This is a genomic window from Domibacillus sp. PGB-M46 (assembly GCF_022668875.1).
GTDB lineage: Bacteria > Bacillota > Bacilli > Bacillales > Domibacillaceae > Domibacillus.
Map to the genome: position 1 here is coordinate 214,046 of NZ_JAKGCR010000002.1, position 16,948 is coordinate 230,993.

Here is a 16,948-nt window from a genome sequence, read left to right on the forward strand (position 1 = left end):
GGCCCGCTTTCCTTTATGATGTAATACGATATTTTTCTTTTGCCTGGAGCCGTTTTTTGTGCAGGATCGGTTCTGTGTAGCCATTCGGCTGCTTATATCCTTTAAAGATCAACTCACAAGCAGCCGCAAAGGGAACCGAATCATGATAATTCGGCCCCATTGGCCGGTAGCCGGGATCTTCCGCATTTTGCTCATCAACTACTTCTGCCATTCGCTCCAGCGTGTCCATAACCTGCTTCTTTGTGCAAATTCCATGATGCAGCCAGTTGGCCATGTGCTGGCTTGAAATCCGGAGAGTCGCCCGGTCTTCCATCAAGCCCGTATTATGAATATCCGGCACTTTGGAACAGCCAATCCCCTGTTCAACCCACCGGACAACATATCCTAAAATTCCCTGGGCATTGTTATCGAGCTCCTGCTGAATATCTTCCAGACGCCAATTCACTTTGGACACGATTGGAATTTGCAGCATCATGTCCTGAAAAGCCGAAGCTTGATCGGCGATTTTCCTCTGGCGATCGAACACGTTCACTTCATGGTAATGAATGGCGTGCAAAACAGCTGCGGTCGGGGACGGAACCCAGGCTGTATTGGCGCCAGCCTGCACATGGCTGATTTTCTGCTCCATCATATCAGCCATCAAGTCCGGCATTGCCCACATCCCCTTACCAATTTGCGCCCGGTGTCCGAAGCCCGCTGCCAACCCGCTTGCTACGTTCGATTTTTCATAGCCCTCCAGCCAGGCTGTTTTTTTCATTTCGCTTTTTCGAATCATCGGACCCGCTTCCATTGAAGTGTGCATCTCATCGCCAGTCCGGTCTAAAAAGCCGGTGTTAATAAAAACAATCCGGTTTCGAACAGCTGCGATACAATTTTTTAAATTAAGAGACGTTCGGCGCTCTTCATCCATCACTCCGATTTTAAGTGTGTATCGCGGCATATTTAATAAATCCTCAATCCGGTTAAATAAATCGTCTGCAAAAGCCACTTCCTCGGATCCATGCATTTTCGGCTTCACAATATAAATGGAGCGTTTGCGTGAATTTATCCGGCTCGGCTGTCCGAGTGCGGACGGCTTAGCAATGGCGCTTGTGATCACACCATCCAAAATACCTTCAAAAATTTCATCACCATGCTCGTCCAATATGGCATTGTTGGTCATTAAATGGCCAACATTTCGAACAAACATGAGAGAGCGGCCGGGAAGTTCAAACGGCGCACCATCTGGCGATATATAAGACCGGTCTGCTTTCAGTGTACGGTGGATTTGCCTGCCGTTTTTTGTAAAAGAAGCAGATAAGTCACCCCGCATCAAGCCCAGCCAGTTTTCGTACACAAGGAGCTTGTCTTCGGCATCGACAGCCGCTACAGAGTCTTCACAATCCATAATGGTCGTTATGGCTGCTTCCAGTAAAATATCTTTGACTCCCGCTGGATCTTTTGAGCCAATTGGGTGCTCCGGATCCACTTGTATTTCAATATGCAGACCATGATGTACGAGCAAAATCCCTTCTTCACTCGTTCCTTTCAATTGTTCTGGGTTCTTCAGTGATGTCTCGCCATTTTGTAAAGAAACGATCAGACGGCCATTTTCTACACGATAGCCGGTTGATTCTGTATGTGAACCTGCTTCAAGCGGTGCTGCTGTATCTAAGAACCGGCGTGCAAAAGCAACAACTCTTTCGCCGCGGATTGGATTAAATCCGTCTGACTTTTCTGCACCGTCCGTTTCCGGGATGGCATCTGTACCATATAACGCATCATACAAGCTCCCCCATCTTGCATTAGCTGCGTTAACGGCGTAGCGCGCATTATTTACCGGTACAACAAGCTGCGGACCGGCTTGAAGCGAAATTTCATCATCTATGTTTTCTGTTTGGATCGTGAAGTCGTCCCCTTCAGGCTCAATGTAACCAATTTCTTTCAAAAAGATTTTATACGCTGCCGGCTCAAAGGAATGCTTTCGATGCCAATCGTTGATTTGAGCCTGCAAGTCATTTCTTCGCTCTAAAAGCTTCTTGTTTTTTGGTGTAAGATCCGCTACAAGCCGGCTGAAACCCGTCCAGAACGCTTCCTCATCCATCCCTGCCTGAGGAAGCACACGGCTGTTTACAAATTCAAACAACCGATCATCTACTTGCAGCGACCCTGCTTTCACATAATTCCCCACGTACAACATCCCCTTTGTTTGGTATTACGCAACAGCGTTTCAAAAAAATCTTAAAAAAAGAGTAACACGGCTTTCAGAAAATTTCAACTTATTTCTGAAAGCCCTTTCTCATTTTTTCCATAATTTTTGCAAAATCGGATAAAGCTTCACCATGGCCAAAATGACTGCTGCCCAGACTATAATTTGTAAAATAAGATCATTCATCGTTATCTTCTCCTTTACATCCCAGTATATCAAAAATAAAGGGATATTTAACGGATCATCACACAACCGATCCGAAATAAGAACTGCTTAAAAACAAAAATAAACAGCAAAATGTATCAGAACGAGGCAAAGTGTGAGATAATAGACAGGATTGACCAATAATCCCGGGGGTGACGTTTAAAATGTCTTATTACAGCAAAAATCGTACGGAACCATTGCCAAACGTTGATATCGAGACATGGGAATGCCCGTCGGAGGGCTGCAAAGGCTGGATGAGAAAGAACTTTTCAGATGATGATTCACCAACGTGCCCATTTTGCGGGAGCGAGATGGAAAACGGAACCCGGCACACGAATTCGCTGCAAAATAATACGTTTCGTAAACCGGCAGAGGCCGAACAAAAAAAAGCGTGATCCCTCTTGGGAATCCGCTTTTTTCTTTTGCCTGCTTTTATTGATTTCCCGGTTTGTCAAAAGCATTTGTTTTTTTCGATGCTTTAATCCTATACCGCTTATCATCTTCTGTTTTTGGAAAAAATTCAATTTCTTCCTCTGTTACAGAGGGTTTCTCTTCCTTTTCGTCCATCATTTCCTCAAGAAGATGGCCTTCCGCCTCTGTCATCCGGGCATCATACTTATCCATCAATTGCTGCAGATCTTCCAGTGTTTCCGCCCGTCCATCACGCTGCACTTCTTTTAACAAGCGATTGGATTCTTCCTCTGTTAATTCCATATATCCAACTCGTATCCGTTCAGCTGCCATTGCTCAAGCCTCCTGTATGCTTCTTCATGGTATGCTCTATACCCTTACAGAGGAAGCATCCAAACATGGAGCCGCTACAGAATTGCTTCTGCCAAAAACCAGCCGATCATAATAAGCTGGATCACCACCTTGGCCAGCGTTCCGCTTAAGAAAGCAATAAGCGTTGCGTACGCAACAAAAAAAGCCTGTTTTACATTTTTTAAAACAATGAGTTCAACGGCAAAAACCGCCACAAACGGCACAATCAAAATCCCAAAGGGCGGAATGATAAACGAACCCGCAATAAGAGCAATCACCGCGGTCCACTCGCCCCATTTGGAACCGCCGTATTTTTTCACAAAGTAGCTGTTTGCCAGAAAATCAGCTAAAAACATAAGCGCTGTTAAAACAAGCATGCCAATCCAAAAAAGAATGGATAATTCTTCGCGGCTAATGCCAACATAATAAAGACCAAATCCTGCCCACAAAACGAGAACCGATGGAACAATTGGAAAAATGAAGCCGGCAAAACTTGCAATAAACAGTAAAATAATAACTGTCCAAACAAAAATAGACACACATATCCCTCTCTTCTCTGTTATGATAGCATTGTACCATTATGCAAAGGAATAGGAAGTGATTCACATTGATTAATATTGAACTGCCTGAGGCTGACTACATTTTAACAAGAAAACGGAATCCGGAGGACACAAGTGAAGCGCTGATCGCACGCGAGTACGGATTTACCGATTACCATAAAATTCCGCGTGACAAAGCCGGCGTTTTTCTTTTTTATGATGCACAGGACCGTCTTCTGTTTGTGGGCAAAGCCCGTAAACTCCGCATGCGTATCCGCAAACATTTTGAAGATAATGTATCCGACATTAAAAACCACCGTGATGACGTTCACAAAATTGTTGTTCTTGTAGTGGATAACCCGATGGAACGGGATATTTATGAAACCTATATTATTAATACGTTCGAAGCGAAATACAATACGGACAAAGCATTTTTCCGTTCTTAATCCTGCAGCCGGTTTTTTTGAAGCCGGCTTTTCTTCTCTTTCTATGCTGCTCCTTTTTCGAAAATTTCCCCTTTCTGTCAAACAGCCCGCTCCATCTGTAACGTTTTGATACGTTTTGTCGAATCTGTTTTAAATAATACGATCTTTTCGTATACTAGATGCTGTTCTCTTATAAAAAAGTATGGAAAGTACTCACGGAGGTTTCAAAATGAATACGCTGGTAAATCGTGATGAGTTAATGAAAAAAATTAAAAAAGTCCGCCGGGACATGATTACATCCGGCACAACAAAAGGATTAAGCCATGCAGAGACTGTTCAGTTCAGCCAAGAACTGGACGAGCTGATGAATCAATTTCAGCCCTATAGAAAGTTTTAAACTTTTTTCTCTTTATTGTTTTTCAGGCACAAAAAAACCAGCTCCTAAACGGGGCTGGTTTTTTTGTGCCGCTTTTGCCGTATTATCAAAAATAAGAAAGTTTTAAACCACCACTCCTCAAAGTGGGTGTTTGCAAAAACGTTCATGTCTGTCCTCCCTGCCGAAACGGCAGAGGCTTGTCAATCCCGCTTTAATGTTAAACTCCCTATTACAGCTTAAAGGTTAAAACTTAATTAAAAAAACACGTACAATGCAGCTGTATTCGTATCTTACTTCTTTTTCGCCTGAAATGCAAGCCGTTTTATTTTGCCGCACGAAATATTCCTGCTACACTAAACAGACAAGAAATGAGTACCTTTACTTACCTTATATGAAAGAAGTGTTTATAGATGTCTATCTCTTATTCTGCTCTTGACCTTGCTCCTATTACAGCAGGAAGCACCGCTTCAGAATCTTTTCAGCGTTCTGCTGACCTCGCCCGTCATGCAGAAAAATGGGGTTATAACCGCTACTGGCTTGCTGAGCATCATAATATGCCCGGCATTGCAAGCTCTGCCACATCCGTGGTGATCGGCCATATTGCCGCCGCCACAAAAACAATTCGGGTTGGCGCTGGGGGCATTATGCTGCCTAATCATGCGCCGCTTGTTATCGCAGAACAATTTGGCACCCTTGAGTCCCTGTTTCCTGGACGCATCGATCTGGGGCTTGGCCGCGCTCCTGGAACGGACCAGGTGACGATGCGGGCACTGCGCCGCCAGAATATGAGCGACGGGCACGACTTTCCAGAGCAGCTGGCTGAGCTGCGCGGATACTTTAACGGTACAAATCATGTTCATGCCGTTCCGGGTGAAGGCTTGTCCATTCCGATCTGGCTGCTTGGCTCAAGCGGGTTCAGCGCTCGCCTCGCTGGTGATTTAGGCCTGCCGTTTTCTTTTGCAAGCCACTTTTCTCCAGATAATACGCTGCCGGCGCTCGCCCTTTATCGGCGGCATTTTACCCCATCGGACGTTCTCGAAAAGCCGCATGCTATGCTTGGCGTAAACGTTATTGCCGCTGATACGGACCAAAAAGCAGAGCGGCTTGCCACATCCATGCAGCAGCAATTTTTAAACCTGATCCGCAACAAAGCGGTGCCTCTTCAGCCGCCAGTGGACAGCATGGACGGCATTTGGACTGAATTTGAAAAAGCGGCCCTGCAGCAGCAGCTCGGTTCCTCCATCATCGGCGGTCCGGAAACCATTAAGAAAAAATTAGCCGCTTTCATTGAAGAAACCGGCGCGGACGAACTAATGATTAACGCGCAAATTTATGACCACGAAGCGAGACTGCATTCCTTTAAACTCGCAGCAGACGTTTTGCGTTCGCTCGAATAAAAATCAAAAATCCCCCTTCACTATGGTGAAGGGGGTTGTTTTAGTATGGATCCGCCTCGTGGCCTTCTTGTTTGGCAGTATCTGCTGCTTTTTTCGCTGCCGCTGAACCGGTATCTCCAGCCCTTTGGTTCATCTTCTGTTTTGCTTTTTCAAGCCCCTCCGCTACGCGGCGGCCATACTCCTCGTCTGCTTTTGTAAAGTGGCCGATCATGGCTTTTTGAATATCCGGGTGTGATACGCTGAGCGCATCAACCAAATTGCTGATCAATTCATCGCGTTCCCAGTCTTCAAAACTCCGGTATGTATCACCGGCCTGCCCGTAATCGTTTCTGCGGTCAATCGGCTGCTTTATTAATTTAGCGTTGTAAGCAGGCTGATGGTCTGCACCGGCTCTTTCCGCTTCTTTTAAGCCATCCAGCATAGACGGCTCGTAATTCACATGCGGATTCCGTCCATCGTCTACATAGTGGGCATGCTGGCCATCGCGCTGATTGGTCGCAACCCGCTTTTTTGGTTTATTGATCGGAATTTGCAGGTAGTTTGCTCCAACACGGTAACGCTGGGTATCTGAGTAAGAGAACGTGCGTCCCTGGAGCATTTTATCATCAGAAAAATCCAGGCCGTCTACAAGCACTCCTGTCCCAAAAGCCGCCTGCTCAACTTCTGCAAAATAATTTTCCGGATTTTTATCCAGCACCATTTTCCCAACCGGCAGAAACGGGAACTGATCCTGAGGCCATAGCTTTGTATCATCAAGCGGATCAAAATCAAGCTCTGGGTGCTCATCATCACTCATAATTTGTACGCAAAGCTCCCATTCCGGATAGTCACCTTTTTCAATCGCTTCATAAAGATCCTGTGTGGCATGGCTTGTGTTCATGCCTTGAATTTCATTGGCTTCTTTTTGCGTCAAGTTCCGAATGCCCTGCTTTAACGGCTCCCAATGATATTTCACCAGCACTGCTTCACCCGCTTCGTTTACCCACTTATACGTATTAACGCCCGAGCCCTGCATTTGGCGATAGTTTGCCGGAATGCCCCAAGGGGAAAATAAGAAAGTAATCATATGAGTCGCTTCCGGTGTTTTGGAAACAAAATCAAACATGCGCTCCGGATTTTGAATGTTTGTCACCGGGTCTGGCTTAAACGCATGAATCATGTCTGGGAATTTCAGTGGATCACGAATAAAGAAAATTTTCAGGTTGTTGCCGACAAGATCCCAGTTGCCGTCTTCTGTATAAAATTTAACCGCAAATCCACGCGGATCGCGGGCTGTTTCCGGAGATTCCTTCGCTCCGGCAACCGTTGAAAACCGAACAAATACCGGTGTCCGCTTGCCTGCTCCTTTAAATACCTTTGCCCGTGTATATTTAGCAACATCTTCGTCGCCGACTTTCCCATACGTTTCAAAATAGCCATGTGCCCCAGCACCACGCGCATGCACAACCCGCTCCGGAATACGTTCACGGTCAAAATGGGAAATTTTCTCGATAAAATGATAGTTTTCGAGCGTTGCCGGACCACGATTTCCAACAGTTCGAATGTTTTGATTGTCTACAACTGGATGTCCCTGACGGTTTGTTAACGTTTCTTCCGTTTCACCTGTCCCTGTTTTTTTCTTGTCTTCGTGTTCCACATTTATTCCTCCCTGCCAAATTGAATTCACATTCCCATTATTTATATCCTTTTTCCAAAAATTTAAACAAAAAAAAGCGCTCGAAAGGGAGCGCCAAAAACGAAAAAACAACTTGATTACTCAGACAAATAAGAGCAGCAATAATCCACAATTGTATGTACTTTTAATTCAAATGTTTCATTGGCCGGCACGAAGAAAACACCCGCTCCGTCAATCGTTTCCCAGTCACTGCCTTGAAGCTTGTATTCGAGCTTTCCAGCTGAAATATCCATTTCTTCTTTTAAATCCGTTGAAAATGTATATTCCCCGGGCATCATAATACCGAGCGTTTTTTTAGTTCCGTCCTGCAGGAAAATGGTTCTGCTCGTTACCTTCCCGTCGAAATAAATGTTTGCTTCCTTTGCAATATTTACGTTTTTTAATTGAGTCATATTCTCCATCCTTTCACTTTCTCCCAATAATTTATCATAAAAGCCCGGCTCATTAAACAGAATTTTCCCACTACTTTTTGCTTTTTCTTCTATATGTTAGACATTTTATCTTTCCTTTCAAATCTTCTGTTTGCATTTTATTATTTTTCACACTTTAATTTTGTAAAAAAATATCACATATTCATGTAAGATTTTTTTACAAAACTGCAGGGATTTACCATCATTTGTTGTATTCTTACAATAAATACTTTTAAGGAGAGTCCTGACAATGTTTAAACCGTACACTAGTGATCCTTATTTCGACGAAATGATTGACCAGAACGGAAATCCGAGGGAACATTACCAACGTTTTTATAACTCTCTTCTACAATTGAATCCTGAAGAATTAAAGGAAAAACAGGATACAGCAAATTTAAATTTTTTACGTCAGGGTATAACGTTTACCGTCTATGGAAATGAAGGGGGAACCGAACGGACGCTGCCTTTCGATTTTATTCCTATTATTATCCCATCTGACAAGTGGAAGCAAATCGAAAAAGGAATGGTGCAGCGTGTCAAAGCATTAAATTTATTTTTAGATGACATTTACCATGGTCAAAATATTTTGAATGATGGGATTATTCCGCGTGACCTCATTGAACAAAACCCTTACTTTTACTACCAGCAAGCAGGCGGAGTAGACATCCCGCTTCGAAACCATATTTTTTTGGCAGGCATTGATTTAATCAAAGATGAAAAAGGTGTTTACAGAGTACTTGAAGACAACTTGCGAAACCCTTCCGGCATGTCATATGTATATCAAAACCGGTATGTGATGCGCCAGGTTTGCCCGGAGTTCTTTTCAAAGCATTCCCTTAACATGCTGGAAGAACAAATCGGCCACCTGCACGCTGCTTTAATGTCCCATCTTCCTAAAAATGCAAGAACAACCGACGATCCACGAGCTGTTTTGTTAACACCGGGCATGTATAATTCCGCTTACTATGACCACGTTTTTTTAGCACAGCGGATGAATATTTCTCTTGTTGAAGGGCGGGATTTGATTGTTAAGGACAAAATCGTCTACATGAAAACAATCAGGGGACTAAAACGGGTTGATATTATTTACCGGCGTATTGATGACGATTTTCTTGATCCGCAGGCTTTTCGAAAAGATTCCCGTTTAGGCGTTCCCGGCCTGCTCGATGCGTACCGGGCAGGAAATGTTTCGATCGTAAACGGCATCGGCAACGGGGCTGCAGATGATAAAGCGATCTATGCGTATGTACCTGATATGATCAAATATTATTTAAACGAAGAACCGATTATCCCAAATGTGGAAACCTATATGCTGCGAAATCCTGAACAGCGCGAATGGGTGCTTAAGCATATTGACCAGCTTGTTGTTAAAAACGTAGGAGCTTCCGGGGGCTACGATATGTTGATTGGCCCGCACGCGTCTGAAGAAGAAATCGCTATTTTCAAAGAGAAAATTATGGAAAACCCAAATCAATATATTGCGCAGCCGACCATCAAGCTGTCACGAGCACCGGTTTATCAGGATGGCCGCTTTTATCCTTGCCATGTGGACCTTCGCGTATTTGTGATGAAAGGGGAAAACATTAATGTTTTTCCAGGCGGCCTGTCACGTGTTGCTTTAAAAGAAGGCTCACTCGTTGTGAACTCTTCACAAGGCGGAGGAGCAAAAGATACCTGGGTATTAAAGGAGGAACCACAGCATGCTAAGCAGAGTCGCTGATTCATTATATTGGATGTCTAGAAATGGTGAAAGAACAGAGCAAAACGCGCACATCCTCAGTATGCAGCTGATCAAAATGCTCGAATCATCCGAGCAGGAAACGGCTGCACAAGACGACTGGGAAACCGTTCTTGATATTTGCTCGTCAAAAGAGGAATTTTCTTTTTTGTATAATAGTATACAATTAGATAACATAGTAGATTACTTAACATTTTCAAAAGAAAATGTTAACTCGACTGTAAATACCGTGTCAATCGTGCGCGAAAATGCCCGCATTACCCGCAATCATATCCCGAATGAGCTGTGGGAGGTCTGGAATGAATTTTATTTGTCTCTTCCGAAGATACCGCAGACAGTAAACTGCTCTCTTCCAGATATCCATTTCTTTTTAAATCAAATTAAAAAAACATCGTTTACCGCAACAGGTGTGGTAGACGCTTCTATGGCACGTGATCTTCCTTATCACTTTATGAAGATCGGCAGATGGCTTGAACGGGCAGAGAAAACAGCGCGTATTTTGCACGTTTTTTACCAAAAATCAAAACAGGCTTGCGACACTACGACCGATGATGTTGCCTGGCGTTCTGCGCTGCAGTTTGTAAACGGGGCTGACACATACTTTAACCGTTTTTCTCCTATTATCAATCCGGATTGTGTGATTAAGTTTCTCCTGACAGACGTCTCTTTCCCACGCTCGGTCCGCTACTGTGTAGATCATATTTGGGAAGCCATCAAAAAATTAGAAAATGAAAAAGTGTCCCATTATTCCTGGCGGATGTATGCGCTGCTCGATACAATGATGACAGAGTTTCATGAAGATTACCTGAACAGCCTGGCAGAAGAAGAAATGGAATATTTCCTGCTTCAATCATTAAATCGCTGCATAGAATTTGGCAAAATATTCTCTGAGACGTATTATTTAATGGAGCGTGAATCTATTATGTGAACGAATAAACCAACGCACTTGGAGAGTGATGGCTTTATGAAGTATGAAATTACCCATACTAATATTTTCAAATACGAAAACGATGTGGACCAAAGCATGAACCATATTCGTTTAAAACCAAGTACGGACGAATGCCAGCACCTGCTTTCTTATCAGATTGATATTACCCCTCCTTCTATGACAAAAGAAAGTATAGATTTGTGGGGAAATACCGTGGAAAGCTTTCTTATCCCGCAAAAACACCGCTCATTAGAAGTAAAAACGACTTCTGTTGTCAGCATTCAGCGGGCGCCGTTTATTGAACGAATTGAATACTCTTCCGAAATGAAGTCCATTTTTCACTCAAGGCGGTTCAAGGAGCACTATCTTCCTTTTTTAAAGGAAAATACATATACCTTTCTTAGTCCGGAACAAGTAGAAGAAATGACGCAGTCTGTCGGTAATATTGAAAATCCTGTTCAATTCCCACTGGAATTAATGCGGTATTTGCATAAGACATTTACGTATGATACTGAAGCCACGAATGTCCTTACAACGGCCCAGGAAGCTTTCACTTTGAAAAAAGGCGTCTGTCAGGATTATACGCATGTTATGCTCGGCATGCTTAGAAAAAAAGGGATCCCGGCCAGATATGTCAGCGGCTATTTATACACAGGAGACAATGCGGAATTTATTGGCGACTCAGCTTCCCACGCCTGGGTAGAAGTGATGGTGCCTGGAATTGGCTGGATTGGGCTTGATCCAACCAATAATGTAGAAGCACTAGAAAATCATATTCGAATTGGCATTGGCCGTGACTATACAGATGTCAGCCCTCTTCAAGGGATTTACAGAGGCGGCAGTCAAACACTTGAGGTGAAAGTAAGTGTGAAAAAACTGGAGTCTCTTTAACACATAAAAAGGGGCTATTCCAAAAGTCCACTCCCTCGACTTTGGAATAACCCCTTTTTATGATTAAAACATGTAATGCAGGTTTATTCGCTGTGAATATCAAATGTAATATCCTGATTGCGATGGTCTATATAAGCAACGCTGAAAAAGCGGTCTCCTGCTTTATAGCCATCGGGTGTTTCAAATTTATAAAATGTTTTTTGACGGTCTTTTCGGTCTGTTATATAACGGTCTGAAACCATTTCGTAAAACTTTGATGTTTCGCCGCACTTGATATGAAAGTGAGTGCCTTCGCCGAGCTTGAGTTCTTCTTCAAACGACTCGCCTTGTTTCCACTCACCTTGCCCGTTTCTATATACACATGTCATTTTATTTGTTTTCATTTTCAGCACTCCTTTCGTATTTGATTACTATATTCCCCGATTTCCTGCTCAAAAACATCTTATTTGTCATAAAACCTAACAGAATATTCTTCAAACCATTCGTGCATTTGAACAAAATAAGCAACAAGCTGCGGTCCAGTCATCAACTGGCCAAACCACGGATATTGAAATGATGCCCCGCCGGTCTGTGCGAGTTTCTCAAGTCCTTCTTTTGAGAAAAAGTGCAAGAGCGGTGTATCCTTCTTTAAAATATCCTGCAGCATGCCTGACACGGCTGCTGTATACGCTGGATGATGCGTCTTTGGATACGGACTTTTCTTCCGATACAGCACATCTCCCGGCAGAACACCATCCAGTGCTCTTCGAAGAATGCCTTTTTCACGCCCGTCTGCCATTTTCATCTCCCACGGTATGTTCCAGACGTATTCAACAAGCCGGTGATCCGCGAACGGTACACGCACTTCCAGCCCTGCCCCCATACTCATCCGGTCTTTTCGTTCCAAAAGTGCGGTCATAAATGATACCATGTTCAAATAAAACAGCTCTCTGCGCCGGCGCTCCACATCCGATTCCCCATCAAGCTTTGGTGTCTCGTCCCGCAGTTTGCCGCTTTGCTCCCGTCCATATTCTTTTAGTGGAAGAACCTGCCTCCATTTATCGTTTAACAGCTGGGATTTTTCCTGCATGGAGGTAATCCATGGAAACCCTTCTTCTGATCCGTTCCGGTGAAACCACGGATACCCGCCGAACACTTCATCTGCACACTCTCCTGACAATCCGACAGTAAAGTCCTGCTTGATTTCATGGCAGAACCAAAGCAGGGACGAATCCACATCGGCCATGCCCGGGAGGTCACGCGCACACATGGCTTCTTTTAATGCATGAGCCAATGTTTCCTGATCAATCACTTTTGTGTGATGAACGGAGCCAATGTGCTGCTGCATTTTTTCGATCCATGGCCGGTCTTCTCCCGGCTGAAAAACGTTTTGCTTGAAAAAGCGGCTGTTGTCTTCGTACTCAATTGAATACGTATGAAGCGGTGTGTCGAAAAACTGAGCTGCAAATGCACTGATTGCACTGGAATCTACCCCTCCAGACAGAAAGGTACACACTGGTACATCTGCCGTCAGCTGACGCATAACGGCATCCTGCAGCAGCTCCCGGACACGCAGGGCTGTCTCAGGAAGGGAATCAGCATGCGGGGCGCTCTGTACATTCCAGTATCTCCATACTTTCACCCCGGTCTTTTTTACAGTTAGCGCGTGCGCCGGCCGAAGCTCTTTTATCCCTTTAAACACTCCCTGTCCCGGTGTACGGCCCGGTCCGATCGCGATCAGCTCCATAAAGCCTAATCGGTCAAGTTCCGGTTTCACATCCGGATGGGCAAGCAGCGCCTTGATTTCCGAGCCGAAAATAAACGCGCCATTTTTTTCTGTATAAAATAACGGCTTCACACCGAGCCGGTCACGTGCCATAAATAACTCCCCACGTGTTTGGTCCCACACACCAAACGCAAAAATGCCATTTAACCGCTCCAGGCACTTTTCACGCCACTCGATAAATGAATAAAGCAGCACTTCCGTGTCCGAATGTCCTTGAAATGAGTGGCCGCACTTTTTAAGCTCAGCCCGGATCTCTTCCGTATTGTACAGCTCACCGTTATATACAATGGTGTATGTTCCGCGCGTCATCGGCTGGATCCCGCCTGTCGGATCTACGACGACAAGCCGCGTATGACCGAATGCTACATGCTCCGCTGTCCAAATGTTAAAATCGTCCGGTCCCCGTTTTTCAAGTGTCTGCGCCATCTGGCGGACTGTTTCTTTTTTACTGGCAAGCTCTTGATTAAAATGTACAAAGCCTGTTATGCCACACATGCGCATCACCCTTTCCCGTACTACGATATGCGTGACCTGTCCGAAACATGACAACAAAAAAATTCCGCCGGTGCACTACGCGCCGGCGGAATTTGTTCTTTTTTTAAGTTTTTGATGCAGATCATTAAGCCTGGTCATCAATTCTTTGTATTCTTCCGCGTTAATTTGACAAAGTTCGATTTCCTCTGCCACACGCTTCGTAATAGCCCCCTGCTGCTGGTGCGCTTTTTCCTCTAAATAGATAAATACTCTTCGTTCATCTTCTTTGGAGCGCTCTTTACGCACCCAGCCATTTTCCTGCATACGTGAAATCATCGGCGTCAGTGTTCCAGTACCAAGGTCGAGCTTTGCACCAAGCTCTTTCATCGTTACCCCATCTTTTTCCCATAAAGCCAAAAGCACCAAATACTGCGGATACGTAAGTCCAAACGGCTGCAATACGCTTGTATACAGCTTGTTAAACTCGCCAGCTGTTTCATAAACAGCAAAACAAAGCTGGCCGTTCAGTGAGCGAAAATCATTCATGATAGGATTTTTTTTACATCCTCTTCTATTTTTTCAGGGCTTGTCTGTGGTGCATATCGCTCGACAACCTGCCCGTTTCGGTCGACGAGAAATTTTGTAAAATTCCATTTGATTTTTTTGGACAGCATCCCTTTTTTCTCGGTTGTTAAGTGAACAAACAGCGGGTGTGCATCCTCACCATTTACATCAACCTTGGCAAAGATGGGAAACGTAACACCATAGTTTACCCGGCAAAATTCGGTCGTTTGATTGATATCGTCATATTCCTGGTTGTTAAACTGATCACACGGAAACCCGAGAACCACAAAACCGTCGTCTTTGTACTTTTCATATAAAGACTGCAGGCCGCCAAACTGCGGCGTAAATCCGCATTTGCTTGCCGTATTGACAATCAAGAGCGGTTTGTCCTCGTACTCTTTTAGCGGCATTTCATTGCCGTTCGGTTTTTTAACGCTAAAATCGTAAACAGTTGCCACAGAATTCCCTCCTCCTTATTGCTTTACAGACAATTCAACATCAACGTTACCGCTGATCGCTTTTGAATACGGGCAGAAGTGGTGCGCTTTGTTCACATATTCTTCTGCTGTTGCTTGGTCTACTCCTTCAATGGACACTTCAAGCTTAACACCAAGCTTAACACCTTTATCGGCTTTGTCCGGGTAAAGAGCAACGGTTGCTATAACCTGGCTGCTGTGGAATTCAACGCCTCCCTGTTCAAGCATCAATTCAAGTGCACTGTTGAAGCATGCACTGTAGCCCGCTGCAAATAACTGCTCTGGATTTGTAGCTGTTGTCGCATTGCCGCCAAGTGCCTGCGGTTTTTCAACGTCTAAATTAAAAATATTGTCCGGTGAATGAACTTCTCCGTCGCGTCCGCCTGTGTTAATAATTGTTGTTTCAAAAATAGGTTTCATTCGAAAAACTCCTTTAATCGTTCATTTAAATCTTCTACGATTAAATCGTACACGATTTAAATAAAAAACACCACTAAAAAAGCTGTTTTATTTAAAACAGCTTCTCAATATGCAGCGGGGAGATTTTATTCATTCCTTTTTTCTTATTGAAAAACCCTTCCGGCAAGGATGCGAGACCGTACGCACGACAAATAGACCGAAAATCGCCGGATACACCACTTCCGGTCAGAACGATTCTCCAGTCTTTTTCTGCCCGCCGGACATCACCAATCACGACGCCGGCTGCGTCCGAAAAGTCTTCTCCTAATTCATACCGGACAATTTCTTCTTTTGTTTCATCATTGATCATCCGGACAAATGCAGCGTTCACATCGTGGAATGTCCGCCCGCCCGATTCGTGAAGGGCAATAGCAAGAACAATTTTATCCACTGTATCAGGAAGCATCGACAGCTGTACGTAAAGCTCTTCATCATCACCGCTGCCGGCTCCTGTTTGATTATCGCTCGATAAAAGAAGCGCTCCGTCAAAAGCAGTGAGCTGATTGTAAAAAACAATATGTTCACTTGAGCGCACACGGTTCTCCCTATCTACAAGCAGCGCCATCATATCCAGGTCAAAAAGCGAAGCACTTCCATCCCATCCTAACGCAATTTTCATAGATCCTTTCAGCCGGTTCGGTTTCATGCAAATCCCCCTTTTGTTTCATCCTAACAGGTGCGGGCTTTCTTTCCAAGCAAAAGCCCGCTCGTTTTTACCGCACTTCCTGCTGAAGCTGAAACAGCATTTGATCCGCAATAGCATGGTAGCCAAACTCGTTCGGATGAATTCCATCATCTGACACATTCTGCGGTGTTTCACTATTGATTACTTCAGTTGTATCCACGACAACCGCATAATCGTGCTTGGCTGCCAGCTCGTAAAATTGAAGGTTCCATCTTGGCAGGAGCCGGTCTGCCATTGAATACAATTCAAATTCTTTATCAAGCGGATTGTACAATTCTAATAGCAAAACTGTAGCTTCCGGGTTCAACGTATGCACCCGCTCCATGATATCGGTCAGATTGGCGTTAAATGTTTTTTGAAGCGAATCAACGGATTGAACAGCCTCATAGAACCCTTTTTGGAAGCCAAGCTGCAAAATATCATTGCCGCCAATATTAATCGTCACAATATCCGCTTTCTTGATCTGGTCATCAAACTCTCCGCCCTGCACGAGACGGTTTAATTCAGTGCTTGTGATTTCATTAATGCCTTCGTTTTGGAATTCAACCTCTTTTTGGATGGATGACTCAAGGCTCTCCGAAAAAGACTTCACGAGATTTTCTTTCGGCGGTGCACCAAAACCGGTAATAATAGAATCTCCAATTGCCAGGTGGCGAAGTACCTGCTTGTCACTTTCGCGGAAATAATCGATATATGTCTTTTTCTGCTCACTTGCAAGCGTCTGCGGTCCTTCTTTTAATTGTTCTATCTGATATTGCGGGTAATAAATCCAAATCGCGAAACCTGCCACACACACTGCAACAACACTTAAAATGGTGGCGATGACTTTCATGCCTCTTTCTTTGTTCCTCCTTTTATTCGGAAATACTGTTCATTGTTGCCGTATTAATTGTTCATTATACGTACGATTTCGCTGTTTTCACAACTAATCTGTTTGAGGAAAAAGGGCTGCAAAACAACGTCCCAAAAGCCGTTTTCTCCCATCTTCTTTT

Annotated in this window: 19 protein-coding genes and 1 other RNA gene; 7 read left to right on the top strand and 13 right to left on the bottom strand. The window is 44.2% G+C overall.

Features of this window, described 5'->3' with window-relative positions; translation table 11 throughout:
- Positions 1-13: 13 nt before the first annotated feature.
- Positions 14-2,170, bottom strand: coding sequence for a malate synthase G (locus L2D08_RS03040; RefSeq protein WP_242232255.1), 2,157 nt, complete (start codon positions 2,168-2,170; stop codon positions 14-16).
- A 386-nt stretch (positions 2,171-2,556) separates the two neighbouring features.
- On the opposite strand from L2D08_RS03040, the gene L2D08_RS03045 reads away from it, so the two are divergent.
- Positions 2,557-2,787 carry a cold-shock protein gene (locus L2D08_RS03045; RefSeq protein WP_242232256.1) on the top strand — a complete coding sequence of 77 codons (231 nt, stop codon included), beginning with the start codon at positions 2,557-2,559 and terminating at the stop codon, positions 2,785-2,787.
- Positions 2,788-2,824: 37 nt separating this feature from the next.
- On the opposite strand, the gene L2D08_RS03050 is transcribed toward L2D08_RS03045, so the two are convergent.
- Positions 2,825-3,136, bottom strand: a complete 312-nt coding sequence (locus tag L2D08_RS03050; RefSeq protein ID WP_242232257.1) for a hypothetical protein — start codon at positions 3,134-3,136, stop codon at positions 2,825-2,827.
- A 74-nt stretch (positions 3,137-3,210) separates the two neighbouring features.
- Positions 3,211-3,693, bottom strand: a complete 483-nt coding sequence (locus tag L2D08_RS03055; protein WP_242232258.1) for a DUF456 domain-containing protein — start codon at positions 3,691-3,693, stop codon at positions 3,211-3,213.
- 68 nt (positions 3,694-3,761) lie between these two features.
- Between L2D08_RS03055 and L2D08_RS03060 the strand changes: the two genes are divergently transcribed.
- Both L2D08_RS03060 and L2D08_RS03065 read left to right on the top strand, forming a co-directional pair.
- Positions 3,762-4,139 (top strand): nucleotide excision repair endonuclease, encoded by a 378-nt coding sequence (locus L2D08_RS03060; protein WP_242232259.1) that lies wholly within the window; start codon positions 3,762-3,764, stop codon positions 4,137-4,139.
- A gap of 208 nt (positions 4,140-4,347) precedes the next feature.
- Complete coding sequence (locus L2D08_RS03065) at positions 4,348-4,515, top strand: aspartyl-phosphate phosphatase Spo0E family protein (protein ID WP_242232260.1); 168 nt, start codon at positions 4,348-4,350, stop codon at positions 4,513-4,515.
- 61 nt (positions 4,516-4,576) lie between these two features.
- Here the strand turns inward: L2D08_RS03065 and ssrS are convergent.
- Positions 4,577-4,777, bottom strand: a non-coding RNA gene (ssrS, locus tag L2D08_RS03070) — 6S RNA.
- A 127-nt stretch (positions 4,778-4,904) separates the two neighbouring features.
- Here ssrS and L2D08_RS03075 point away from each other — a divergent pair.
- Positions 4,905-5,891, top strand: coding sequence for an LLM class flavin-dependent oxidoreductase (locus tag L2D08_RS03075; protein WP_242232261.1), 987 nt, complete (start codon positions 4,905-4,907; stop codon positions 5,889-5,891).
- A gap of 40 nt (positions 5,892-5,931) precedes the next feature.
- On the opposite strand, the gene L2D08_RS03080 is transcribed toward L2D08_RS03075, so the two are convergent.
- Together L2D08_RS03080 and ppnP are read right to left on the bottom strand one after the other, a co-directional pair.
- Positions 5,932-7,527, bottom strand: coding sequence for a catalase (locus L2D08_RS03080; RefSeq protein ID WP_375337557.1), 1,596 nt, complete (start codon positions 7,525-7,527; stop codon positions 5,932-5,934).
- 116 nt (positions 7,528-7,643) lie between these two features.
- On the bottom strand, positions 7,644-7,958 hold the full coding sequence (ppnP, locus tag L2D08_RS03085; RefSeq protein ID WP_242232262.1) for a pyrimidine/purine nucleoside phosphorylase: 315 nt from the start codon (positions 7,956-7,958) through the stop codon (positions 7,644-7,646).
- Positions 7,959-8,226: 268 nt separating this feature from the next.
- Between ppnP and L2D08_RS03090 the strand changes: the two genes are divergently transcribed.
- The 3 genes from L2D08_RS03090 to L2D08_RS03100 are packed head-to-tail and all read left to right on the top strand — an operon-like array spanning position 8,227 to position 11,533.
- A complete protein-coding gene (locus tag L2D08_RS03090; RefSeq protein ID WP_242232263.1) occupies positions 8,227-9,696 on the top strand; it encodes a circularly permuted type 2 ATP-grasp protein in 1,470 nt (489 codons plus the stop codon).
- Complete coding sequence (locus tag L2D08_RS03095; RefSeq protein ID WP_242232264.1) at positions 9,677-10,642, top strand: alpha-E domain-containing protein; 966 nt, start codon at positions 9,677-9,679, stop codon at positions 10,640-10,642. The genes L2D08_RS03090 and L2D08_RS03095 overlap by 20 nt, the downstream gene beginning before the upstream one ends.
- A gap of 36 nt (positions 10,643-10,678) precedes the next feature.
- Entirely contained in the window at positions 10,679-11,533 is an 855-nt protein-coding gene (locus L2D08_RS03100; RefSeq protein ID WP_242232265.1) for a transglutaminase family protein, read from the top strand.
- Positions 11,534-11,616: 83 nt separating this feature from the next.
- Here the strand turns inward: L2D08_RS03100 and L2D08_RS03105 are convergent, their stop codons facing one another.
- The 7 genes from L2D08_RS03105 to L2D08_RS03135 all read right to left on the bottom strand — a co-directional run bounded on the left by L2D08_RS03105 (position 11,617) and on the right by L2D08_RS03135 (position 16,788).
- A complete protein-coding gene (locus L2D08_RS03105) occupies positions 11,617-11,916 on the bottom strand; it encodes a hypothetical protein (protein ID WP_242232266.1) in 300 nt (99 codons plus the stop codon).
- A gap of 59 nt (positions 11,917-11,975) precedes the next feature.
- On the bottom strand, positions 11,976-13,793 hold the full coding sequence (asnB, locus tag L2D08_RS03110) for an asparagine synthase (glutamine-hydrolyzing) (protein ID WP_242232267.1): 1,818 nt from the start codon (positions 13,791-13,793) through the stop codon (positions 11,976-11,978).
- Positions 13,794-13,868: 75 nt separating this feature from the next.
- On the bottom strand, positions 13,869-14,318 hold the full coding sequence (locus L2D08_RS03115) for a MarR family winged helix-turn-helix transcriptional regulator (protein ID WP_242232268.1): 450 nt from the start codon (positions 14,316-14,318) through the stop codon (positions 13,869-13,871).
- Complete coding sequence (locus L2D08_RS03120) at positions 14,315-14,794, bottom strand: glutathione peroxidase (RefSeq protein WP_309241324.1); 480 nt, start codon at positions 14,792-14,794, stop codon at positions 14,315-14,317. Before L2D08_RS03120 ends, L2D08_RS03115 begins: the two co-directional genes overlap by 4 nt.
- A gap of 15 nt (positions 14,795-14,809) precedes the next feature.
- On the bottom strand, positions 14,810-15,232 hold the full coding sequence (locus tag L2D08_RS03125) for an organic hydroperoxide resistance protein (RefSeq protein ID WP_242232269.1): 423 nt from the start codon (positions 15,230-15,232) through the stop codon (positions 14,810-14,812).
- A 91-nt stretch (positions 15,233-15,323) separates the two neighbouring features.
- Positions 15,324-15,917, bottom strand: a complete 594-nt coding sequence (locus L2D08_RS03130) for a TerD family protein (RefSeq protein WP_242232270.1) — start codon at positions 15,915-15,917, stop codon at positions 15,324-15,326.
- Between the two features lie 67 nt (positions 15,918-15,984).
- On the bottom strand, positions 15,985-16,788 hold the full coding sequence (locus L2D08_RS03135) for a GDSL-type esterase/lipase family protein (protein ID WP_242232271.1): 804 nt from the start codon (positions 16,786-16,788) through the stop codon (positions 15,985-15,987).
- Positions 16,789-16,948: the final 160 nt, after the last annotated feature.